The 22323-nt window shown below is 71.1% G+C and carries 20 protein-coding genes; 14 read left to right on the top strand and 6 right to left on the bottom strand.

What is annotated here, in order from left to right:
• The first annotated feature begins 148 nt into the window (after positions 1-148).
• Entirely contained in the window at positions 149-2773 is a 2625-nt protein-coding gene (locus VIP82_RS09520; RefSeq protein ID WP_331907946.1) for a S8 family peptidase, read from the top strand.
• 157 nt (positions 2774-2930) lie between these two features.
• Positions 2931-3911, top strand: coding sequence for an aldo/keto reductase (locus tag VIP82_RS09515; RefSeq protein ID WP_331907944.1), 981 nt, complete (start codon positions 2931-2933; stop codon positions 3909-3911).
• A gap of 25 nt (positions 3912-3936) precedes the next feature.
• On the opposite strand, the gene VIP82_RS09510 is transcribed toward VIP82_RS09515, so the two are convergent.
• From VIP82_RS09510 to VIP82_RS09500, 3 genes are all read right to left on the bottom strand, one after another.
• The gene (locus tag VIP82_RS09510) at positions 3937-4848 is read right to left on the bottom strand and encodes a helix-turn-helix transcriptional regulator (protein WP_331907942.1); all 912 of its coding nucleotides are present in this window, start codon (positions 4846-4848) and stop codon (positions 3937-3939) included.
• 62 nt (positions 4849-4910) lie between these two features.
• The gene (locus VIP82_RS09505; RefSeq protein ID WP_331907940.1) at positions 4911-6008 is read right to left on the bottom strand and encodes a DNA polymerase IV; all 1098 of its coding nucleotides are present in this window, start codon (positions 6006-6008) and stop codon (positions 4911-4913) included.
• 97 nt (positions 6009-6105) lie between these two features.
• The gene (locus VIP82_RS09500) at positions 6106-6678 is read right to left on the bottom strand and encodes a TetR/AcrR family transcriptional regulator (RefSeq protein WP_331907938.1); all 573 of its coding nucleotides are present in this window, start codon (positions 6676-6678) and stop codon (positions 6106-6108) included.
• 116 nt (positions 6679-6794) lie between these two features.
• On the opposite strand from VIP82_RS09500, the gene VIP82_RS09495 reads away from it, so the two are divergent.
• A complete protein-coding gene (locus VIP82_RS09495) occupies positions 6795-8477 on the top strand; it encodes a CocE/NonD family hydrolase (RefSeq protein ID WP_331907936.1) in 1683 nt (560 codons plus the stop codon).
• Complete coding sequence (locus VIP82_RS09490; RefSeq protein WP_331907934.1) at positions 8474-8929, top strand: DUF3237 domain-containing protein; 456 nt, start codon at positions 8474-8476, stop codon at positions 8927-8929. Before VIP82_RS09495 ends, VIP82_RS09490 begins: the two co-directional genes overlap by 4 nt.
• Here the strand turns inward: VIP82_RS09490 and VIP82_RS09485 are convergent.
• Positions 8914-9507 (bottom strand): TetR/AcrR family transcriptional regulator, encoded by a 594-nt coding sequence (locus VIP82_RS09485; protein ID WP_331907932.1) that lies wholly within the window; start codon positions 9505-9507, stop codon positions 8914-8916. The genes VIP82_RS09490 and VIP82_RS09485 overlap by 16 nt on opposite strands.
• A gap of 132 nt (positions 9508-9639) precedes the next feature.
• On the opposite strand from VIP82_RS09485, the gene VIP82_RS09480 reads away from it, so the two are divergent.
• From VIP82_RS09480 to VIP82_RS09445, 8 genes are all read left to right on the top strand, one after another.
• Positions 9640-11295 (top strand): ABC transporter substrate-binding protein, encoded by a 1656-nt coding sequence (locus tag VIP82_RS09480; RefSeq protein ID WP_331907930.1) that lies wholly within the window; start codon positions 9640-9642, stop codon positions 11293-11295.
• Positions 11296-11329: 34 nt separating this feature from the next.
• On the top strand, positions 11330-12289 hold the full coding sequence (locus VIP82_RS09475) for an ABC transporter permease (RefSeq protein WP_331907928.1): 960 nt from the start codon (positions 11330-11332) through the stop codon (positions 12287-12289).
• A complete protein-coding gene (locus VIP82_RS09470) occupies positions 12286-13149 on the top strand; it encodes an ABC transporter permease (RefSeq protein ID WP_331907926.1) in 864 nt (287 codons plus the stop codon). The genes VIP82_RS09475 and VIP82_RS09470 overlap by 4 nt, the downstream gene beginning before the upstream one ends.
• Positions 13146-14858, top strand: coding sequence for a nickel ABC transporter ATP-binding protein NikE (nikE, locus tag VIP82_RS09465; RefSeq protein ID WP_331907924.1), 1713 nt, complete (start codon positions 13146-13148; stop codon positions 14856-14858). The genes VIP82_RS09470 and nikE overlap by 4 nt, the downstream gene beginning before the upstream one ends.
• The gene (locus VIP82_RS09460; RefSeq protein WP_331907922.1) at positions 14855-16288 is read left to right on the top strand and encodes an amidase; all 1434 of its coding nucleotides are present in this window, start codon (positions 14855-14857) and stop codon (positions 16286-16288) included. The genes nikE and VIP82_RS09460 overlap by 4 nt, the downstream gene beginning before the upstream one ends.
• Entirely contained in the window at positions 16285-16746 is a 462-nt protein-coding gene (locus VIP82_RS09455; RefSeq protein ID WP_331907920.1) for a DUF3237 domain-containing protein, read from the top strand. The genes VIP82_RS09460 and VIP82_RS09455 overlap by 4 nt, the downstream gene beginning before the upstream one ends.
• Before the next feature lie 122 nt (positions 16747-16868).
• A complete protein-coding gene (locus VIP82_RS09450; RefSeq protein ID WP_331907918.1) occupies positions 16869-17342 on the top strand; it encodes an SRPBCC family protein in 474 nt (157 codons plus the stop codon).
• Positions 17343-17368: 26 nt separating this feature from the next.
• Entirely contained in the window at positions 17369-17719 is a 351-nt protein-coding gene (locus VIP82_RS09445; protein WP_331907916.1) for a sugar ABC transporter ATPase, read from the top strand.
• Positions 17720-18704: 985 nt separating this feature from the next.
• Here the strand turns inward: VIP82_RS09445 and VIP82_RS09435 are convergent.
• Together VIP82_RS09435 and VIP82_RS09430 are read right to left on the bottom strand one after the other, a co-directional pair.
• Positions 18705-20084, bottom strand: a complete 1380-nt coding sequence (locus tag VIP82_RS09435) for a permease prefix domain 1-containing protein (RefSeq protein ID WP_331907914.1) — start codon at positions 20082-20084, stop codon at positions 18705-18707.
• Between the two features lies 1 nt (position 20085).
• Positions 20086-20460, bottom strand: a complete 375-nt coding sequence (locus VIP82_RS09430; RefSeq protein WP_331907912.1) for a PadR family transcriptional regulator — start codon at positions 20458-20460, stop codon at positions 20086-20088.
• A gap of 176 nt (positions 20461-20636) precedes the next feature.
• Here VIP82_RS09430 and VIP82_RS09425 point away from each other — a divergent pair, with 176 nt between their 5' ends.
• Both VIP82_RS09425 and VIP82_RS09420 read left to right on the top strand, forming a co-directional pair.
• Positions 20637-21392, top strand: coding sequence for a DUF1684 domain-containing protein (locus VIP82_RS09425; protein WP_331907910.1), 756 nt, complete (start codon positions 20637-20639; stop codon positions 21390-21392).
• 113 nt (positions 21393-21505) lie between these two features.
• A partial coding sequence (locus tag VIP82_RS09420; RefSeq protein ID WP_331907908.1) for a potassium channel family protein occupies positions 21506-22323 on the top strand: 818 nt, incomplete at its 3' end.

Genomic DNA, 22323 nt, shown 5'->3' with positions numbered 1-22323 from the left:
CCTTCGCCCCACCCGCCGCGGCGGCATCGGCGTGCCGTCGACCCGGCCGGCGGGTATCACCGTCGTCGGCGACCCCTCCTTGGCGGTGGTGGAGGTACCACCGGGCGTGCGCCGGGAAGGCACGCGCCGATGGATGGAGGGAACCATCATGAGGTCCAGAATCGTCTCCATACTCGCCGCGTGTGCGGTGACGCTCGGGGTGGTGGCCGTCAGTCCGCCCGCGAACGCCGCTCCGCCGGACCGAGTGCGCGTCATCGTCCAGCTCGACCGCAAGGCGTCGGCCGACGAGGTCGTGCGAGGAGTCGCCGGGGGTGCGACCGATGTGAAGAAGACGGCGACGATGCCCTACGTGATCATGGAGGTGCCGGAGCCGGCGCTACGCGGCCTGAAGAACAATCCGCACGTCGTCGGCGTGGTGAAGGACTTCGCCGATCCGCCTGCGCTCGCCAGCACGCTGCCGGTCGTCAACGGCGACGACGTGCAGGCGCTCGGCTACACCGGCGCAGGTGCCACCGTGGCGATCCTCGACTCCGGCATCGATGCCGATCATCCGTTCTTCGGATCGCGGATCGTCGCCCAGCACTGCTTCTCCGACCCCGGGGACGACGACGGCGACGGCGATGAGGCGAGCCTCTGCCCGGACGGCACGACCGAGGACACCTCCGCCGACATCGACAGCGACAACAACGCGACCTGTGTGAACGGCGGCGGCAACATCTGCGACCACGGCACGCACGTCGCGGGCATCGCAGCCGGCAGCTCGGCCGACGACGCCGCGGGTTCGCCTCCGGGCAACGGTGTCGCACCGGGCGCTCAGATCATCGCGGTGCAGGTGTTCACGCGTGTCAACGTCGCGAGCGATTGCGCACCCAACCCGGCACCCTGCGTGCTGTCGTTCGTCTCGGACCAGATCCAGGGACTCGACTGGGTGCGCGGCCAGGCGGCGGCGAACCCGGGTTGGAACGTCGTGGCGAGCAACATGAGCCTCGGCGGCGGCAACAACTCGTCGGCCTGCGACGGTGACACGCGCAAGGCGGCGATCGACAGCAACCTGGCTGCCGGCATCGCGACCGTCATCGCCTCGGGGAACAACTCGTTCCTCAACGCGGTGGGCGCGCCGGGATGCATCTCGACGGCGTTCACCGTCGGTCGCACGAACGACGACGACACGACGACGAACTCGGGCAACCGCGGTGGGCTGCTGGACGTGATGGCGCCGGGATCGTCGATCGACTCGGCGATCGACGACGACGTGTACGGCAGCAAGAGCGGCACCTCCATGTCGACGCCGTTCGTGACGGGAGCGCTCGCCGTGCTGCGGTCGGCCTATCCCTCGCGACCGATCGCGAACCTGCTGGCTGACATCACCTCGACCGGCGTGCCGATCACGTACACGACGAACGCTGCGGGGACGACGACGAACACCACGCCGCGCCTCGACCTGCTCGCGGCGCTGCAGTCGCCGAATGCCGCCCCGGTGGTCGCCGCCGACGACGCTGCGGTGACGGTCGACGAAGGATCGCAGGCGACGAACACCGGGACGGCGACGGATGCCGACGGCACCATCACCGCCCTCACCGCGAGCATCGGCACGGTGACCCCCTCGGGTTCGTCCTGGTCGTGGTCGTATACGCCGCCCGAGGGACCCGCCGACGAGACGGTGACAATCACCGCCACGGACGACAAGGGTGAGACGGGCCAGACGTGGTTCTCGCTGCACGTCGACAACGTCGCGCCTGCGGTCGCGGTCGACACGGTGACCGCAGCCGACGAGAACGCCGTCGTCACGCTCGCGGCGCACTTCGCCGATGCGGGTGTGAACGACACGCACACGGCCAGCGTGGACTGGGGCGACGGCACCGTCACCGCGGCCACGGTGACCGGCACCGCAGTGGAGGCGACGCACGTCTACGGCGACGACGGCTCGTTCCCGGTCACCCTCACCGTCACCGATGACGACGGCGGAGCGGGCTCCGACACGGGCACCGCAACGGTGGCCAACGTCGCCCCGACGGCCGAGATCACCGGACCGCCGACGACGTCGTGGAACGGGCAGGACATCGTGTTCGGCACCGCCGGCGACCCGGTGGCGTTCGAGGCGCGGGGAACCGACCCGGGCAGTGACGACCTGGTGTTCTCGTGGGACTTCGGTGACGGCGCGACCGCCAGTCACACGAGCCTGGTCAATCCGCCGGCCGCCGATGGCGACCCGAGTCCGAGCATCCAGCCTCGGGACGTGACGGATGCCGCGCCGCACACCTACGCGATCGCGTGCGCAGCGACCACCGGCGTCGAGGTGTCGGACGATGACGGAGGCTCGGCAACCGACGATGTCCAGGTCGTGATCCTCGGCACCAGCACCGATGCCGGCACGCTGGGCGTGTGGCAGACCGATTACCGCGACAAGCGCAGCGCGCTGCACACCGAGCAGGAGAAGCTGTGCCTCCTCTCGGTCGTGCGTGTGCTGAGCGCGGTGTTCGACGAGAAGGTGCCGCTCGCGACCATTTCGCAAGCGGTGACCGCACTGTGGCCGAAGCAGACGAAGAACGCCGAGAACCAGTTCGACGCGCATCTGCTGTCGCTCTGGCTCAACGTCGCCGACGGATCGATCGCGCTGAGCGATCCGGTCGACACCAACGGCGACGGCACGGCCGACTCCACGGTCGGAGCCGTGATCCAGGCCGGCGAAGCGGCGCGCACGGCGGCGAACCCGTCGCAGAGCGCGCTCACCTCGTTCAAGAACCTGTTCGAGGCGATCAACGCGGCTGCGTGAGCCGACACACGGGGGGCCCGGCCGGAAGGTCGGGCCCTCCCGTGTGTGCGGGGGTCTGGCAGTACCTGTCACGCGGGGGTCTCCCGTCGACGCCCTCACCGGAGTGAGATGGAGGATGCCGTGGGGAGCGAGCGCACCCCGGGCACGAGGAGGATCCATGCACACCAGAAAGCTCGGTCAGGGCCTCGAGGTCTCGGCGATCGGCATCGGCGCGATGGGGATGTCGATGAGCTACGGTCCCAACCCCGGCGACCGCGACGACATGATCGGCGTGCTCCGCTACGCGGTCGAGCACGGCGTCACGTTCATCGACACCGCCGAGGTGTACGGGCCGTACGACAACGAAGTGCTCGTCGGCGAGGCGATCGCCCCGATCCGCGACCAGGTGGTCGTGGCGACCAAGTTCGGGTGGAACATCGTCGACGGCAGCATGCAGGGCACGGACTCACGGCCCGAGCAGATCCGCCGCGTCGCTGACGCGTCGCTGCAGCGGCTCGGCGTCGAGGCGATCGACCTGTTCTACCAGCACCGGGTCGACCCGGACGTGCCGATCGAGGACGTCGCGGGCGCCGTCGGCGAACTCGTCGCGGCAGGGAAGGTGAAGCACTTCGGGCTCTCCGAAGCGGGGGCCGGAACGATCCGCCGCGCCCACGCGGTGTTCCCGGTGACGGCCGTGCAGAGCGAGTACTCGCTGTGGACCCGCGACCCCGAGCCCGAGGTGCTGCCCACGTGCGTCGAGCTCGGCATCGGGTTCGTGCCCTTCAGTCCGCTGGGCAAGGGCTTCCTGACGGGCACCGTGTCCGCCGACTCCACCTTCAGCACCGATGAGATCCGCGGCCGCGTGCCCCGCTTCCAGCCCGACAACCTACGGGCCAACCAGGCCATCGTCGACGGGGTGCGCGACGTCGCCGCCGCACGCGGCGCGACGCCCGGCCAGGTGGCCCTCGCGTGGCTGCTGTCACGGCATCCGTTCATCGTCCCCATCCCGGGAACCCGCCGCCGCGAACGCGTCGACGAGAACGCCGGGGCCGCTGCCGTGCCGCTGTCGGCGGACGACATCGCGACGCTCGATGCGCTCGCCGCCGTCGTGGCCGGCAACCGCTACGACGACGGCGGCATGGCGATGGTGGGTCTGTGACGACCGCGGGGACGGATGCCGGATCTCAGCGCGCAGCCGCGGCTGCGGCATCCGTCCCCGCCGCCGTGGCGTCACGGGCCGCGAACTCGGCCGCTTGCGTGGCCGCCCACGACGCCAGCAGCTTGAGCGCATCGGCGGACGACGAGTTCATGGGGGCGGTGTAGACGTTCAGCACGAGCCCGGGCTCGCTCGGCAGGTCCATGGACTCGTAGTTGAGATCCAGGTCGCCGACGACCGGATGGTGCAGGCGCTTCAGTCCGCTGCGATGGAACTTCACGTCGCGCGACGCCCATCGCTCGCGGAACAGCTCGCTCTGCGTCGACAGCTCTCCGACGAGACGGATGAGGTCGGGGTCATGCGGGTTGCGACCCGCCTCCATCCGCAGCATCGCGGCGGAGTCATGGGTGATCTGGTCGTAGTCGCGCCAGAACTCGCGGGCCGCCGGGTTGAGGTAGGCGAAGCGCGTGGTGTTCACCGGCCGCCGCGGGTCGTCGAACACAGGGGAGTACAGCGCGCGGGCCAGCAGGTTCGCCGCGATGATGTCGTGCCGGCCGTTGCGGACCCACGCCGGTGCCTCGGTGATCGCGTCGAGCACCTGCATGACTGCGGGGCGCACGGTCGACGCGGCGCGTCGTGCGGGCCTGCGGGCCGGGCCGGCGGCGCGGGCGAGGTCGAACAGGTACTGGCGCTCCGCCTCGTCGAGCTGGAGCGTGCGGGCGACCGCATCCAGCACTCCCTCCGAGGCGCCCGCGAGGTTGCCGCGCTCCAGGCGCACGTAGTAGTCCACCGAGACGCCGGCGAGCATCGCCACCTCTTCGCGGCGCAGTCCCGCGACGCGGCGGTTGCCGCCGTACGCGGGGAGCCCCGCCTGCTCGGGGGTGAGCCGGGCGCGGCGCGAGCTCAGGAACTCCTTCACCTCGGCACGAATGTCAGCCATGACTCCACGCTAGGCCGCGGGGAGCGCCCGTGACAGGCTCTGCGAGTGCCCGTCGAGCGTGATCACCACCCGCCGCGGGTCGGCGTGTGCCCTTCGCGGGCGTCGTCGGGCATCGCCATCTCGGCGCGCACGCCGAGCAGGCGGATCGGGCGGCCGGGCTCGATCTTGGCGACGAGCTCGAGGGTGCGCGCCAGCACGACGGCGCGGTCGGCGGTGGAGGGGATCTTCTTCGTGAAGGTCTTGGTGAGGAACGGCGCGTAACGCACCTTGAGTCCGAGGCCGACGACCGGACGGTCGTCGGCGGCCACCTCGTCCAGCACCTGATCGAGCAGGCGCCTCGCGGCCGCCTCGATCTCAGCCGGATCGACGATGTCGGCCTGGAACGTGGTCTCCTTGCTGTGCCCGCGGGCGACCCAGGGCGTGTCGTCGACGACGGCCGAGCCGTCGCCGCGGCCGAGCTGCCGGTACCAGAGGCCCATCCGCGGCCCGAACTCACCGGTCAGCGCCGTCTCGTCGGCGACGGCGAGCTCGGCGACGGTGCGGATGCCCAGCAGCGCGAGCCGCTTCGACACCTTGGACCCGACGCCCCAGAGCTCGATCGTCGGACGCTCGCCCATCACCTCGAGCCAGTTGTCGGCGGTCAGCCGGAAGATGCCGCGTGGCTTGCCGAAGCCGGTCGCGACCTTGGCGCGCACGAGCGTGTCGCCGATGCCGACGGAGCAGTGCAGCCGCGTGCGGTCGAGTACGTCCTGCTGCAGGCGGCGCGCATACGCCTCGGGGTCGTCGGTCTCGGCGCCGACGAACGCCTCGTCCCAGCCGAGCACCTGCACCACCGCGCCGGGCTGGGCGCGCAGAGTCGCCATGACCTGCTCGGATACCGCCAGATACAGCGGTGCGTCGACCGGCAGGATGACGGCATCCGGTATCTTCCGCGCCGCGATGCGCAGCGGCATGCCCGACCCGACGCCGAACTCGCGCGCCTCGTACGACGCGGTCGAGACGACGGCGCGCTCCATGGGGTCCCCGCGGCCGCCGACGATGACCGGCTTGCCGGCGAGCTCGGGCCGGCGCAGCACCTCGACCGCCGCGATGAACTGGTCGAGGTCGACGTGCAGTACCCAGGGCCTGACCAGAGGAGCCGACGGCCCGGCTACTTTCATGACCCCGGCTCCGCCCACGACCCCGCCTCTCGCGACCGGCGCATGCCCCGAGACTAGGCCGCATCGCCGACAGTGCGCACGTGCCGCACCCGGCGGATCAGTCGAGGGTCGCGATGAGCCGCTCGGCCGCGGCGCGCGCGGTCGCCGTGCCGGTCGCCGCCGACGCGATGTCGCTCAGGAAGACGTTGTGCAGCGCGATGCCGACGACGCCGTACGCCACGGAGGCGCACGCGGCGACATCGGAGGCGGGATGCTCGGCGGCCAGCAGCTCGCCCAGGGCGTGGTGCGTGCCCTGATACGCCGACACGAGCAGACTGGCGAGCACGGGATCGGTGCGGGCGGCCTCGACGAACCCGAGCACGACGGCGTTCTCGTTGCCCGGTGCGGCGAACTCGTCGCCGAACAGGAAGTCGAGGGCGCTGGTGACGTCGCCGGTGCCGCGGGGGAGCATCGAGTCGCCCTCGGCGCCTTCGTAGTAGAACCGGCGCGCGCTCTCGCGGAGCAGCTCCTCACGATTGCCGACGAAGTGCCGCACGTGCCCGCGCGACATGCCGGCCTCTTCGGCGATGCGCTCGAGGCTGGCTCCGGTGATGCCGTGCGCGGCGATCGTGCGGATCGTCGCGTCGACGATCTGCTGCGTGCGCTCCTCGGCGACGGACGGTCGAGCCATCGAAACCTCCTCCTCGCACCATAGTGCGTTCGACCACAGTTTATTGTCTAGTCAGACTTGACTAACAACATCGAAGTCCCTACCGTTGCTCTCACCCGCTCGCAGAGGAGTCGTCAGTGCCCCAGATCGTCCACGTCGGACCCGCGCCCGTCAGCCCCGCCGCCCGCGAGGAGCGCGTCCGCATGCGCGACGGCGTGCGCCTCGCGACGGACGTGTACCTGCCAGGCGCCCCAGCGGAGCCCGACACGACACCCGGCGACACGATCCTGATCCGGCTGCCGTACGACAAGAGCGGCGAGTACACGTTCATCCCGCTGATCGCCGAGTACTTCACCGACCGCGGCTACCGCGTCGTCGCGCAGGACGTGCGGGGCAAGTTCCGCTCCGAGGGCGACGCGCTGCTGTTCGTCAACGAGGTCGACGACGGCTACGACACGATCGACTGGGTCGTGCGGCAGGCATGGTCGAACGGCCGCGTCGCGATGTGGGGCGACAGCTACTACGGCTACACGCAGTGGGCGGCGGCGGCATCGCAGCATCCCGCCCTGAAGGCGATCGCCCCGCGGGTGACGGGGACGATGCTCGGAGAACCCGTGCGCACGGTGCCGGGGGAGCGGACGCGGCCGGTCGAGTGGGCGATCACGTACCTCTACCCGCTCACTTACTTCCACTCCCAGGATGCCTACTTCTGGGAGCTCGACCCGGCACGGCGCCCGTTCAGCGCCCAGGCCGAGGACGTCGTCGCCGAGCTCGGCTCGCGGTCCCTCTCGTACGACCAGTGGTATCCGCACGCCGTGCACCTGCCGCGCTTCCCGCTCGCGAGCCCGTTCGACGCGCGTCCCGTGCCGACCCTGCACACGATCGGCTGGTGGGACAACTGCGCGCCACTGTCGTGGGCCGATGTCGCCGAGATCGAGACGCGGCCCGCCTGGGCGCTGAACCACTTCCTCCGCATCGAGTCCATGGACCACGAGTCGTACTACCTCGACGACCCGCTCACGGCGCGCGTCGAGGAGCGCGGCGACGAGCAGATCCGTGCGGAACTGCCACGGATGCTGCAACCCGCCGTCGACTTCTTCGAGGTGTTCGTGCGGGGTCGGGGCCGGGCGTCCGACATCCCGCGGGTCAGCTGGAATCTGGCGGGCACCCCGGGCATGCGCGCCTCGGAGACGTGGCCTCCGTCGCAGGCCGCCACGCGAACGCTGTACGCGCACGCGAGCGGTGGGCTGTCGCCCGACGCTCCGGATGCCGCGACCGAACTCGAGTGGCTGCACGACCCCGAACAGCTCGTGCCCTCGAGCGTGCCGAACGCGTTCGCCTTCCTGCTCTTCCAGCCCGAAGAGGCCGCGCTGGGCGCGCGAGCGGATGTGCTGTCGTTCACCACCGACGCGTTCGCCCGCGACACCGATCTGGCGGGACCCGTGCGGGTCGCGGCATCCGTCTCGTCCGACGGTCCGGTGATGGACGTGTTCGCGCGTCTGCTCGACCTGGCGCCCGACGGCACGGCGCTGCGGATCGCGCGCGGCCAGGTGCACGTCACCGACGCCGGCGACCCCGCGAGCGTCGACATAGACCTCGGACAGCTGGGCTACCGCGTGCACGCCGGGCACCGACTGCGCCTGCACGTGCACTCGAGCGACTTCCCTGAGTTCCTGCCGCAGCCGGGCACCGGCGAGGAGCCGTGGGGCGCGGTGGCGACCACGACCAACCGGCAGCGCGTCGTACTCGGCGGCGACGAGCCGCTGCGCGTCACCCTGACAGTTCTGCCCGACACCCGAGCCGAGGAGCCCCGTCCATGAACCAACCCGTGCTGGAGTTCGCATTCGAGATCCGCGTCGACATCGCCCCGTACCTGCGCATCGGCCGGAGTGCCGACGAGGAGTTGAGTTTCACGCCGATCACGGGCGGCACGGTCGCCGGACCGCTGCTGAACGGCGAGGTGCTGCCGGGAGGCGGCGACTGGGCGGTCGAGCGGTCGGGTACCGCCCAGTTGGAGGCGCGCTATCTGCTGCGCGCCGACGACGGCGCGGTCATCGACATCATCAACCGCGGCTACTACCGGGCCTCGGTCGAGGTGATCGCGCGCGTCGAGGCGGGGGAGAACGTCCCCGAGACGGAGTACTACTTCCGCACCGCGCCGGTTTTCCAGACGGATGCCGCGCCCCACCGCTGGCTCGCCGAGCATCAGTTCATCGGGCTCGCGCGCGACGAGGACGGCCAGGTGTGCGTCCGGGTCTACGTGGTGCGCTGATGCACGCTCGTGCGCGGCTGCGCCGAGAGGGTCGCGTGGATGACGTGGCGCAGTTGGGGCTCGTCCCACCGCGCCGGATCTTCGGAGCTCGCCACGTACGACCCGCGCACGAGCAGATAGGCGAGCCCGGCGACGTGCTCCGGGTCGGCGAATCCGGCGCTGCGCGCCTCTTCCAGCAGCAGCCGCTGGAACTCGCCGGTCTCGCGCTGAAGCGCCGTGCGGAGGTCCGGCTCGCGGTCGGCGTTGGCGACGATCTCGAGGATGAGCGCACGCAGCACCGGCTCGTCGGGGCCGGTGGTCAGCGACCATTCGATGACGGCCGTGAACCGGTCCCCGGGCGCCGCGGCCGCCAGCGTCTCGTCGAGCGCCGCCTGCCAGCGGTCCCGTCCGTGATCGAGTGCGTTGAGGATGAGACCGGCGCGCGACGGCAGGTAGTTCGTGACGAGCGTCGTCGAGCCGCCGAGCTCCCTGGCGACCGAGCGGATCGTGACGGCGTGCGAGCCGGCGGATCGCGCGACGCGGATCGTCGCGGCGGCGATGTCTGCGAGCCGCTGATCGGCGTCTACCTCTCGGGGCATGACACCCACCCTATTGACGCCTGTAACACAAATGCAACATTGATGTACAACAGTGTTGTACTACCCTGAGGGCTACCGCGGCGATGGCGCCGCGATCTGTGATCTCCCTCGACCGACCCGAAAGGAAACGAGATGAGAAACCGAGGCAAGGCCGCCACGGTCGTCGCAGCCGCTGCAGCCCTGGTGCTGCTCGCGGGGTGCACGCCCCGCGACGCCGAGACGTCGCCGACCGGCGACGAGACGTCCGCACCCATCGAGCTCGTCGACGCGCTGCCCGCGGGCACGACCGAGGTCGACGAGGTGACGTGGGCCCTCGTGGAGGGCGAGCCGCGCTCGCTGGTCCCGGGCGCCGACTACAACTTCGTCCAGCCCAACCTGTGCGACAGCCTGCTGCGCGTGCAGCCCGACTTCACCGTCGACGCCGGGATCGCCGAGACCGCCGACTGGGTCGATCCGGTGACGTTCGTCATCGACATCCGCCCGGGCGTGACGTTCTGGGACGGCACGCCGGTCACGCCGGACGACGTCGTGTACAGCCTCGAGCGCCACCACTCCGACGTGACCTCGGCGTTCTACGGCGCCTTCGTGCTCGTCGCGCCGGACGGCGGGATCGAGGTCACCGGCGAGAACCAGGTGACCGTGCACTTCGTCGCTCCCGACTCCACGTTCCGCGACGCCATCGCCGGAGGCGCCGGCGCGGTGCTGAGCAAGGCCGTGGGCGAGGCCCAGGGGGCGGCGCTGGGCACCTCCGGCGGCGAGCTGATGTGTGCGGGTCCCTACGGGCTCGAGAGCTGGACCCCCGGAAGCGAGATCGTCACGGTCGCCAACGAGGACTACTGGGACGGTGCGCCGCTGGTGAAGAAGCTCACCTACCGGTTCATCTCCGACGGCACCACGCTCACCAACGCGCTCTTGGAGGGCGAGGTCGACGGGGCGTTCAACGTGGCGCCGGGCAGCCGCAGCGCATTCGAGTCGTCCGACACGGGCCGGCTGGTCATCGGCCCTTCCACGGCGTCGTTCTCGTTCGGCCCCACACGTGACACCGGAGCGGGCGCGAATCCCCTGATCCGCCAGGCGCTGAGCCTCGCGATCGACCGGCAGCAGTACATCTCCACAGTGCTGCACGGGCTGGGTCAGCCGCAGAGCACATTCGTCGCGCCGTTCTCGTGGTCGGGCTCGTCCGCGGCCGACGTGTACCAGGCGGGCTACGACGCCCTCGCGACGCCGCAGGTCGACCTCGACGCCGCGAAGAAGCTCGTCGAGGAATCGGGCGAGGACACCTCGGTGCCACTGCGCCTCGCGATCCCCGCGGGCAGCAAGGAACTGTCGCAGACCGCGGCGATCGTGCAGAGCGCCGCCGGGCAGATCGGCCTGACGATCGAGATCGATGAGCGGCAGCCGGCGGATTTCGCAGCGATCTTCCTGCCCGATCCGGTCCCCCGCGAGAACATCGACTTCGTCGCGACCACGGGCTACACCGAGACACCGGGCGTGCTCGCCTACCCGCAGCTGTTCCTGCTGCCGGCCGAGCTGGGCGGCATCTTCAACTGGACCGGCTACTCGAATCCCGATGTCACCGCCGGGCTCGAGGCCGCACGCACCACGCCGGATGCGGTCGGCGCGGCCCAGGCGTACGTCGGCGCGCAGGAGATCTTCGCACCCGACCTGCTGCAGGTGACACTCGCGGGCTCGTACCACACGACCTTCCTGAGCGACGAGCTCAGCGGTGTCGTGACGTCGGTGGCGGCATACTCCAGCCCGTGGGCACAGCACCTCGGCGGCAAGTGATCGACGCGTCACCGCGCAACGGAGAGGGACGACGATGAACGCCAGCGTGGCCCGGCAGCTGCTGGGCAAGCTCGGAGGGCTGCTGCTCACCCTGTTCCTGGCGAGCATCGTCATCTTCTCCGCCGTCCTGCTCACCCCCGGCGACCCGGTCGTCGCGCTCGCCGGGGGTCTGCGACCGACGCCGGAGATGGTCGCGGCCATCAAGGCGGAGTACCACCTGGATCAGCCGGTGTGGGTGCAGTACTTCTTCTGGATCACGGGGGTGCTCGGCGGCGACCTCGGTACGTCCTTCGTGTACAAGACGCCGGTCGTCGAGCTCATCGCGCCACGCTTCGGGATCACCCTCCTCCTCGTGCTGTACACGCTGGTGCTCATCGCGGTGTTCGGCATCGGCTCCGGCATCCTGGCCGCCACGCGCGGGCGGGGAACCGACCGCGCCGTGCTCGTCGCCACCGCGTTCGGCGTCGCCCTGCCGACCTTCGTCGTGGCGATCCTGCTCATCTGGGTCTTCGGCCGCGTGCTCGGCTGGTTCCCGGTGTACGGCGCCGGTGAAGGGCTCCTCGACAACCTCTACCATCTGACCCTGCCGGCGATCTCGCTGTCGGTGCTGTACATCGCCTACCTCAGCAGGATCACGCGCGGCGCCGTGGTGGGGCAGCTGCACTCCGAGCACGTCGACACCGCCCGGGTGCGCGGCATCCCTCGGGGTCAGATCTTCCGGCATCACGTGTTCCTCAACGCGTCGCCGCAGATCCTCGCGATCTCCGGCGCCACCGTCGCGGGCCTCTTCGCCGCGTCCGCCATCGCCGAGCAGGCGTTCGGACTGGGCGGGCTCGGCTCGCTGCTGACCGAGGCGGCCGCCCGCAAGGACCTCCCGGTCGTGCAGGTGATCTCGCTCCTGTTCGTGATCCTGTTCGTCGTCTTCAACGCGACGGCCGACATCGCGATCGCCCTGATCGACCCGGATTCCGTCAAGCCGAGGAGGAACGCATGAGCGTCGCCCAGCTCGCCGGCGGCCGCGTCCCGACCTTCGCCCGTCGCCTGGCCGTGCGCGATCCGCTGCTGATCGCGGCCGGCATCGTGATGATCGGCATCCTGGCCATGGCGCTGTTCGGCCCGCTGCTCGCCCCGTACGACCCGAACCAGCTCTACGTCGGGCCGGTGGCGGCGCCGCCCTCGCCCGCTCACTGGATGGGCACCGACGACCTCGGCCGCGACATCCTGTCCCGAGTGCTCGTCGGCGCGCGCCCGAGCGTGGTCGGACCGATCCTCGTCGTGCTCGCGTCGTCGCTGCTCGGCACGCTCATCGCCATCGTGTCGGCGTGGTTCGGCGGATGGGTGGACGGCGCGAGCTCGCGGCTGATCGAGGTCATCTTCGCCATCCCGGGCCTCGTGCTCGCGGTGCTCGCGGTGTCGATGTTCGGCAAGGGGCTCATCGCGCCCATCGTCGCGCTGTCGATCGCCTACATCCCTATCGTCTCGCGCCTGGTGCGCGCCTCCGCGCGGCAGGAGCTGTCGAAGCCGTACGTCGCCGCCCTGCGCATCCAGGGTGTCGGATCGTTCGCGATCTGCTTCCGCCACCTGGTGCCCGCGCTGCTGCCGGCCGTGCTCGCGCAGTCCACGGTGGGCTTCGGCTACGCGATGCTCGACCTCGCCGCGATCTCGTACCTGGGTCTCGGCGCCCAGCCGCCGGCATCCGATTGGGGTGTGATGATCGCCGCCGGGCAGCCGTCGCTGCTCGTCGGCGCGCCAGAGCAGTCGATGTTCCCGGCGGCGCTCGTGGTCGTCACCGTGCTCGCGGTCAACATCCTCGGGGCGCGTGTGACCACGTGGGCGGAAGGAGCCGACCGATGACCGCTCTCGTCCTCGAACTCGATCAGGTGTCGATCGCCGCGCCGGCGCCCGACCTGCGGCGACAGGCTCAGCAACCGCGCACACTCGTGCACGACTGCACGCTGCAGGTGCGTGCCGGCGAGGCACTGGGCCTCGTCGGCGAGTCGGGCTCGGGCAAGACGCTGTCGGTGCGGGCCGTCGCCGGACTCCTTCCTGAGGGCTTCACCGTGGGCGGCACCATCCGCATCGACGGCGAGGACATCTCGACGCTCCCGCCCCGACGCCTGCGCGAGATCCGTGCGCGGCGCCTGGGCATGGTGTTCCAGACGCCCCGGGCGCACCTCAACCCGCTCCGCACGATCGGCGATTTCATGACGGAGGCGCTCGTCTCCGTCGGGGGTGCGAAGCCGGATGCCGCGGACCGGCGCGCGCAGGATCTGCTCGCCGAGGTCGGCATCCCGGATCCGGCGCGGCGCATGCGCCAGCGCCCCGGAGATCTGTCGGGCGGCTTGCTGCAGCGCGTGATGATCACGGCGACGCTCGCGATGGACCCGCCGATCCTGCTCGCCGACGAGATCACGACGGCACTCGACGTGACCACGCAGGAGGAGGTGATGGCCGTGATCGCCGACCTCCGCCGCCACCGCGACCTCGCGCTGCTCTTCATCACACACGATCTGGCGCTGGCGGGCGCCGTCTGCGACCGCGTCGCGGTCATGCAGCACGGGCGCACGGTCGAGACGCTGCGTGCGGCGACGATGCGGCAGGATGCCGCGGACCCGTACACGCAGCGCCTGCTGTCGGCCACCCTGCCGGGCGACCTGATCGCGGATCGCATCGAGGCCGAGGAGCCGGTGCTCGCCGTCGAAGGGCTGCGCAAGACGTTTCAGGTGCGCTCGCCGCGCGGCGGCCGCGAGGAGTTCGTGGCGGTCGACGACATCGGCTTCACGCTGGCGCGCGGCGGCTCGCTGGGCATCGTCGGCGAGTCGGGGTCGGGCAAGTCGACGACCGCTCGGATCATCTGCGGACTCGAAACGGCGGATGCCGGCTCGGTCACGGTGAAGGGCGCCGACTGGACGCGGCCAGCCCGGAGCGCGGCCGATCGGCGGGCCCGGGCGCGGATCGCTCAGATGGTCTTCCAGGATCCCTACCAATCCCTCGACCCCCGCCAGACCGTGCGACAGTGTCTGTCGGAGGCGGTCGCGGTGCATCGGCGCCGCATCGGCCGCGCCCAGCTCGACGCCCGTGTCGACGAGCTCCTGGCCGCCGTGATGCTCGCCCCCGCGCTCGCCGCACAGCGACCGCGTTCGCTCTCGGGCGGCCAGCGGCAGCGCGTCGCGATCGCGCGGGCGCTCGCCGCCGAGCCTGAGATCCTGGTGCTCGACGAGGCGGTCTCGGCGCTGGACGTCACGACCCAGGTCGAGATCCTGACGCTGCTCGACGGCATCCGTCGCACCACGGGCGTCGCGCTGCTGATGATCTCGCACGACCTGACGACCGTCCGCCGACTCTGCGACCACGTCGTCGTCATGAAGTCCGGCGTGGCCGTCGAGCAGGGTCCGATCGCGGACGTCCTCGACCGCCCGCACGCCGAGTACACGCGGACGCTGCTCGACTCGATCCCGCGGGCCGGGTGGGTGCCCCGGCGCCGGCTCCCCGCGCGCACGTCGGCGCTGCCGACCGTTGCAACAGCGACCACCCAGATCCCTACGTCCCGAGGAGAGAGATGACCGACCGAGACCTGTGGCAACTCAGCATGCGCGAGATCGCGGATGCTGTGCGTTCGCGTTCGACGAGCGCACGCGCCGTGATCGACGCCCACCTGGACCGCATCGATGCGGTGAACCCCGTGGTGAACGCGCTCACCGTCGTGTTCCACGAGCGGGCACGCGCCCTGGCCGATGCCGTCGACGCGGCGCTCGACGCCGGCGAGACCGTCGGACCGCTCGCCGGCGTGCCCTTCACGGTCAAGGAGAACATCGATCTGACGTGGTCGGCGAGCACCAGTGGCTGGCCGTTCATGGCGGAGGCGGTCCCCGCCAAGGACGCCACGATGGTCCGGCGCCTGCTCGAGGCGGGCGCGATCCCCATCGGCCGCGGCAACATGCCCGACTGGGGCCTGCGCTGGGACACCGACAACGACCTGTTCGGCCGCACGCTCAACCCCTGGGACCCGTTCCGGGTTCCCGGCGGGTCGAGCGGTGGCGACGCGGTCGCCGTGGCGACCGGCATGACACCGCTCGGTCTCGGCAACGACTACGGCGGGTCGCTCAGGCTGCCCGCGTACGCCGCCGGCGTCTGCGCACTGCGGCCGTCGGCCGGCCGCATCCCCGCGCCGATGGCCGACGTCACCGAGCCGGTGTCGCTGTCGCTGCAGTTCTTCGCCGTGAACGGGCCGATCGCCCGGCGCGTCGACGACCTCGATGCCGCGTTCACGATCATGCACGGCGCTGACGGCAGCGACCCGGCCGCCCTCACGCTGGCGCATCCGGCGTCGTACGACGGTCCCCGGAGGGTCGCCGTCGTGCGCGACCCCCTCGGCTGGGGCGTGGATCCGCAGGTGGCCGCCGCCGTCGACCGCGCCGCCGCGGCGCTCGCCGCGGCGGGATGGACCGTCGACGACATCGAGCCGCCCCTGATCGAGGAGGCGGCGACGCTGTGGCGCCGCATCTCGACCACCGAGATGGTCGGCGCCTTCCTGCCCGGCGCGCTCCCCGTGCCGCTGTCGCACGGCTCCACCCGGTACTTCCTCGACAACGCCGAGGAGACGGAGGTGCTCGCGTCGGGCGAGGCCTACGGCGGCGCCTGGGCCCAGCGTGCGGTCATCGCGGCCGCGTGGGAGAGGTTCCAGGCCGAGTACCCGATCGTGCTCGGCCCGGTCTCGGCGCGGCGCATGCCCGAGATCGGCTACGACCTGTCGGGCCCGGCGGCGACCACCGAGCTCTGGCGCGACCACCGGCTCCTGGTGACGGTCAACTTCCTCGGGCTGCCCTCGGTCGCCGTGCCGACCGGGCTGGACGAGGACGGCCTGCCGACGGGGGTGCAGCTCATCGGGCCGCGCAACGCCGACCACGTCTCACTCGCCGCGGCTCGGGATGTCGAGGCCGCGCTGGGCGGGCTGACGCCGGTCGAGGCGCGTATCGCGGGAGCGGTCGCGTGACCGCCTGGGAGCCGGGGCTCGAGTTCGTCTTCGAGCTGAAGGTGGCGGTGTCGGAGCCTATCCGGGTCGGGCGCACGGCATCCGAGGATCTCAACGTGACGCCCATCGTGGGCGGCACGATCTCGGGACCGCGGCTGAACGGACGCGTGCTGGGGGTCGGCGCCGACTGGTGGGTGACGCGGGGTGCGACCACCCAGCTCGACGCGCGATACCTGATCGAGGCGGACGACGGCGCCGCGATCGACGTCGTCAACCGCGGCTACTGGCACGCCGGCGAAGACGTCGAGCGGCGCCTCTACGCGGGTGAGGACGTGGGCGAGGAGGATCTCTACTACCGCACCGCCTTCGTGTTCCAGACCGGCGCGGAGGCGCACCGCTGGCTCACGGAGGCGCAGTTCGTCGGCTACGCGCGACCTGAGGCGGGGCAGGTCTGCATCCGTGTGTTCCGCGTGCGCTGAGCGCTGACGCGCGCGGTCGCGGTCGCGCACGCGGGCATTACCTGCGGCCTTCGGCGGAGTCAACCCCGTGCCCCGGCACCGCCCGGTTTCGTACGGTGGCTGTTCCAGTGAGAGGAGCCGTCATGGCAACCAGCATTGTGACAGCACAGATCGACGTGGACGCCCCGATCCGGGCCGTGTACGACCAGTGGACGCAGTTCGAGGAGTTCCCGCGCTTCATGTCGGCGGTCGAGCGCATCGATCAGCTCGACGACCAGCGGACCCACTGGGTCGTGAACATCGGGGGAGTGGAGCGCGAGTTCGACGCCACCATCACCGACCAGGTGCCCGACGACCACATCTCGTGGGCGAGCCACGGCGAGAAGGTCCACACCGGCCGCGTGAGCTTCCTCCCGGCCGGCGACGGCACTCGCGTCTCGCTCGAGATGACCTGGGTGCCCGAGTCGCTGACCGAGAAGGCCGGCGCCGCGCTCGGCATCGACGAGCGCGCCGCGGAGAAAGACCTCGCACGCTTCAAGGAGTTCATCGAGGAGCGTGGCCGCGAGACCGGCGGCTGGCGCGGCGAGATCCACGGCACGCCGACGCGCGACGTCTGAACCGAGCTCGAGAAGAGGAGAACCCCATGTCCGACAGCCTTCCCGCAGGCATCCCTCCGGCGCCCGACGGCCAGGTCGGGGTTGAGCAGGCCGGGGTGCAGCCGCTCCGCGATCGCGACACGTCGATCGAACCGGACCCCACTCGTGACCCGGCGCAGGCCGAGTGGGACCGCACCACTTCGCTCGACGCGGGCGAGGACCCGGACATCGAGACGGCCACCGGCGACGACCCGGCGCACCTGCCCTCCGATGACGAGGAGGTGCCGCGCGAGGACCTGCCGTCCGCGGCGCTGCAGCCCGACACCCAGGGGTTCAGCCCCGAGATCGCCGAACTCGGCGACACGGGCCAGGGCGATCTCGCACCCGAGGACTATTAGGCAGCCGACGTGCGGATCCTCCTCTGGCCGATCCACGGCGGCTACACCGACGCCTTCGTCCGCGGCGAGCACGAGTACCTGCTGCCGGTACGCGGCGTGCTGCCCGGCGAGGATGACGGCGTCAGCGGCTGGGGATGGGACCGAGCGCGGCCGGTCGCCCTCGACGCGCTGCGCTCCGAAGACATCGACGTCGTGGTGCTGCAGCGTCCGGAGGAGATCGGACTCGTCGAGTCGCTGACCGGTCGCGTGCCCGGCCGCGATCTGCCGGCGGTCTACCTCGAGCACAACACGCCCGGCCCCGGCGCGTTCACCACGCGGCATCCGCTCGCCCATCGCCACGACATCCTGATCGTCCACGTCACCCACTTCAACCGGCTGTTCTGGGACAACGGGACGGCACCGACGACCGTGGTGGAGCACGGCGTCCCCGACCCGGGCTCGCTCTACTCCGGAGAGCTCGCCCGGATCGGCGTCGTCGTCAACGAACCCGTGCGGCGATGGCGCGCCGTCGGCACCGACCTGCTGCCCGCGTTCACACGGGAAGCGCCGCTGGACGTCTTCGGCATCGACGCCGGCCTGCTGGCGGCGGCGTTCGACGACGACCCGGCGATCGCCGGTATCGAGAGCCTGGCGCCCCGGCGCCTGCACGCCGAGCTCGCCCGGCGCCGCGTGTACCTGCATCCGTTCCGATGGACCTCGCTCGGGCTGTCACTGATCGAGGCGATGCATCTCGGGATGCCGGTGGTCGCGCTCGCGACGACCGAGGCGGTGCGGGCGGTCGCCGCGGCACCGGAGTCGTCTCGACCGACGTCGACGAACTGCGCCGTGCCGCGCGGGCCTTCCTCGAGGAGCCGGAGTGGGCCGCGGAGGTGGGCGCCCGAGCGCGTGAGCACGCCCTGGCGCGCTACGGCCTGCCGGCGTTCCTCGAGCGATGGGACCAGGTGCTCCTGGAGGCGATCGCCGCCCGGCCGGGCCCCGGCGTGGTCTACGCGAACGCGAACAGCGGCGGGAACGCCACCACGACGATCGCCGCCCACGCGAGGTAGACCGGCAGGAAGCCCGTCTGCCAGCGCTCCAGGCGCTCGAACGGCGTGCGGCGCATCGCGAACCGCAGCTGCAGCCATGCGGCGCCGACGAGATTCGCGAGCAGGATGACGTTGAGCCCGAGCGAGGCGAGCTTGTTGGGGCTCGCCCCCCACTCGGCGATCCGTCCGATCATCGCGACGAGCACCATGATGTCGACGACGAGCGCCGCCACCACCATGAGCAGCTGCAGCCGGTCGAACCACGACGGCGGCGCGAGCGGCTCGCGCGCCGACAGGGCGTAGAGCAGCAGGCCGACGACGACGACCAGCACGATGTCGAAGAGGATCAGCAGGTCGCGCTGGCCGAACGCCTCGGTCTCGCCCCCGTCGACGAGGTTCCCCTGCAGGAGCCCGGCGACGATGAAGGCCAGCAGCAGCAGCGTGAAAAGCGGTGTGAACAGCTTGGTCAGCACCGGTGCGATGTTCTCGATGACGCTCTGCTTCGCCTCGACGAGCCAGGCGGCGACGACGACGGCTCCGGCGACGCCGCACGGCACCATGAACTGCTCGACGAACCACTCGGCATCCAGGCCGATGGCCGAGAACACGCCCATGGTCAGCGCCACGAGCACACCGCCGCCGAGGCCGATCAGGGCGAGGTAGACGACCCATTCGCCGGTGAACCGGATGAAGTCCATGCGCGCGCGGCTCGATCGCACGCGCCCGTCGACGTACGCGATGCCGGTCACGATCCACAGCGCCACGGCGACGTGGGTGGCCGCGAGCACGAGTGTCGCGCCGCCCGGTGCGAAGGGGTAGACCGCCATCACGGCGGCCGCGAACAGGAACGGGACGCCGACCACCGCGACGGTGGCGACGGATGCCCGGCGACGCACCAGGAAGTACGTCGCGAGGAACGGCAGCACGAGCAGCGCCGCGAAGCGCGCGTAGAAGTCCGTGTCTTCGCCGAAGCGGATGCCGAACAGCGCCGGGATCTGGATCGCCAGGGCCGCGCCGATCGCGAGCCCGACGGCGAGCGGAAGGCCGCCGCCGCTGCGCGGCGCGCGCGGCTCGCCGGGGAACATCAGCTGCTTCCAGAGCCGGTCGGAGTGCTCGCGCGCGAACTCCCGCGACAGGTCGTCGAGTCCGCCGAGGCGTTTCACGGCGACGAGGAACGCCTCATCGCCGTCGAGACCCGAGGCTTCGAGCCGGTCGATCTGGCCGCGCAGGTGGTCTTCGAGCTCGTCGACGTCGCGGCCGTCGATCGCCTCGGGGCGCGAGACGTAGGCGCGCCACGCCGAGATCTGGTCTTCGATGCGGGGTTCGAGGTCGTCCGCCATGTCACGCACCCCCGAACGCCGGGGCGCCGGCGAAGTCGGTGCCGCCGTCACGATCCGACCACACCCGCTGCAGTGCGCGGCTCACCACCGCCCACTGCTGCCGCTGCTCGGCGAACGCCGCGCGGCCCGTAGCGCTGAGGCGGTAGTGCTTGCGCGGACGACCGCTGGGGGAGGCGCCCCACGAGGACTCCACATGCCCGAGCCGCTCCAGCCGGTGCAGCAGCGGATAGAGCATGCCGTCGCTCCACTCCAGCTCGCCGCCGGACAACTCGCCCACGCGCTGCAGGATGGCGTAGCCGTACGACTCGCCGTCGGCGAGGATGCCGAGCACCATCGGCGTCGCCGCCGCGGCGACCAGGTCTTTGCCGATCTTCACATCGTCCTCCATACGTAGAAGCCCTACGTACATAGAAGTACAAGTTACCTAGAACTGCAAGGTAAGCGTCGATGACGCCGCGTGACCGACACTCGCCGGCCGCGGGAATGCGTTCGCCCACGGCGTGTTGGGATGGGAGGGGCGAATCGCCGCCCTACCCCGGACGAAGGACCCGCATGACCCTCCCCACGAGCGCCCCCCAGACCACCGTCACCGACGCTCGCTGGCACGCTGTGTCGTCCGAGCACGGCGTCGCCGCGCTGCGGAACACCCACTGGCTGGATGCCGAACCCCGCGCGTACGACGGCGCTCCGGGTCTCTGGCGCGCGGTGGACGACCGGGTGGTCGGCACGGGACTGCGCGCACAGACGCCGGACGCCCCGCTCGACGAGGTCGTGCTGGCGCCCGGAGAGCACCTGGACGTCGGACGGCTGCGGCTGAAGGCGATCAGCCGCGAGGGCGCACCGGCGCTTCGTGTGTTCGACCCCGAGATTCCCGGCCGGACGCGGCTGCGCGGCATCCTGTCGTTCCCGCACGACGACGCGTGGGCGCTCGCCGGTGTGTTCCGCCCCGCGCCCGAGGGACAGATCAACGTCATCCGCAGCGTCGACGGGTACGAGCGGGAGGAGCCCGCGGTCGGCACGATCGCCCTCGAAGTGGGCGGCGCGCCCGTCGAGCTCACCGTGACCGGCGACCCCGCGTCCGGGCTGAGCGCCGTGATCGCGGATGCCACGAGCAATGTGGACGCCTACCGCTTCCGGTTCCTCGAGATCGAGCCGCCGGCCGCGGACGGGTCGGTCACCGTCGACTTCAACGACGCCTACCTGCCGCCGTGCGCGTTCAGCGACCACTACGTGTGCCCGCTGCCGCCGGCGGGCAACCGTCTCGCCGCCAGGGTCGAGGCGGGGGAGCGCGCGACGGTCCTCGACTGAGCACGGTCGAGCTCGGCCGACCGCGATGAGCCGGTCGCGCCGCGGTGATGGGTACGAGGACAATGGGGCCTCAGCCGGAGGGTGTCCGGCATGGCCCGATCCGAGGAGCCGACATGGCCCGTTCCCTCTCCGAGATCCGCGAACGCTCCCGTGAGCGCGCCCGGCTGCGCGCCGCAGCGCGATCCGAGCTGAAGAACACCGCGTACGAGATCTTCATCGGCGCACTGTCGATCCTGTCGATCGTCAACCTGGTGCTCGTCTACGCCATCGCGGGCAACAGCGCAGTGGAGCTCGTTCTGTCGGTCATGAACGCGCTGTTCAGCGCCATCTTCCTCGGCGACTTCATCTACCGGATCTCGACGGCACCGTCGGCGGGGCGGTACTTCTTCGCCGGCTTCGGCTGGGCGGATCTGCTCGCCAGCCTGCCGTTTCCGCAGTTCAAGGTACTTCGCGTCTTCCGGCTGCTGCGTGTCTTCCGCCTCCTGCGCGAACTGGGCCCGCGGACGGTGTGGACCACGCTCATCCACGATCGTGCCAACAGTGCGTTGATGACCCTGCTCCTGATGGGCGTGCTCGTGCTGCAGTTCGGCAGCATCTCGATCCTGGCGGTGGAGGAGGACGCGGCCGGCGCGAACATCACGACGGCCTCGGACGCGCTCTGGTACACGATCGTCACGATCTCGACCGTCGGCTACGGCGACCAGTACCCCGTCACCAACGCCGGCCGGCTGATCGGCACGCTCATCATCGTGGTCGGGGTCGGCATCTTCGGCACCTTCACCGGTTACCTGGCGAACCTGTTCCTCGGGCCCGGCAAGGGTACCGCCGAGGCGACGGAGACGGATGCCGCGCTCGCCGACCCGAGCGACGAGCAGCCCGACGCGGCCACGGCCGGGGCGCCGGCGGCGGAGACGGCGCAGCCGTCGGTCGC

The organism is Microbacterium sp., assembly GCF_036566905.1.
Classification (GTDB): domain Bacteria; phylum Actinomycetota; class Actinomycetes; order Actinomycetales; family Microbacteriaceae; genus Microbacterium.
Note: the sequence above shows the minus strand (reverse complement) of the source record. Positions and strands in the feature narration are given on the sequence as shown.

Excerpts from the sequence above, each read along its gene's own strand:
- VIP82_RS09520 (WP_331907946.1), top strand. The coding sequence starts at position 149 with ATGAGGTCCAGAATCGTCTCCATACTCGCCGCGTGTGCGGTGACGCTC.
- VIP82_RS09515 (WP_331907944.1), top strand. The coding sequence starts at position 2,931 with ATGCACACCAGAAAGCTCGGTCAGGGCCTCGAGGTCTCGGCGATCGGC.
- VIP82_RS09510 (WP_331907942.1), bottom strand. The coding sequence starts at position 4,848 with ATGGCTGACATTCGTGCCGAGGTGAAGGAGTTCCTGAGCTCGCGCCGC.
- VIP82_RS09505 (WP_331907940.1), bottom strand. The coding sequence starts at position 6,008 with ATGAAAGTAGCCGGGCCGTCGGCTCCTCTGGTCAGGCCCTGGGTACTG.
- VIP82_RS09500 (WP_331907938.1), bottom strand. The coding sequence starts at position 6,678 with ATGGCTCGACCGTCCGTCGCCGAGGAGCGCACGCAGCAGATCGTCGAC.
- VIP82_RS09490 (WP_331907934.1), top strand. The coding sequence starts at position 8,474 with ATGAACCAACCCGTGCTGGAGTTCGCATTCGAGATCCGCGTCGACATC.
- VIP82_RS09485 (WP_331907932.1), bottom strand. The coding sequence starts at position 9,507 with ATGCCCCGAGAGGTAGACGCCGATCAGCGGCTCGCAGACATCGCCGCC.
- VIP82_RS09480 (WP_331907930.1), top strand. The coding sequence starts at position 9,640 with ATGAGAAACCGAGGCAAGGCCGCCACGGTCGTCGCAGCCGCTGCAGCC.
- VIP82_RS09475 (WP_331907928.1), top strand. The coding sequence starts at position 11,330 with ATGAACGCCAGCGTGGCCCGGCAGCTGCTGGGCAAGCTCGGAGGGCTG.
- VIP82_RS09470 (WP_331907926.1), top strand. The coding sequence starts at position 12,286 with ATGAGCGTCGCCCAGCTCGCCGGCGGCCGCGTCCCGACCTTCGCCCGT.
- nikE (WP_331907924.1), top strand. The coding sequence starts at position 13,146 with ATGACCGCTCTCGTCCTCGAACTCGATCAGGTGTCGATCGCCGCGCCG.
- VIP82_RS09460 (WP_331907922.1), top strand. The coding sequence starts at position 14,855 with ATGACCGACCGAGACCTGTGGCAACTCAGCATGCGCGAGATCGCGGAT.
- VIP82_RS09450 (WP_331907918.1), top strand. The coding sequence starts at position 16,869 with ATGGCAACCAGCATTGTGACAGCACAGATCGACGTGGACGCCCCGATC.
- VIP82_RS09445 (WP_331907916.1), top strand. The coding sequence starts at position 17,369 with ATGTCCGACAGCCTTCCCGCAGGCATCCCTCCGGCGCCCGACGGCCAG.
- VIP82_RS09435 (WP_331907914.1), bottom strand. The coding sequence starts at position 20,084 with ATGGCGGACGACCTCGAACCCCGCATCGAAGACCAGATCTCGGCGTGG.
- VIP82_RS09425 (WP_331907910.1), top strand. The coding sequence starts at position 20,637 with ATGACCCTCCCCACGAGCGCCCCCCAGACCACCGTCACCGACGCTCGC.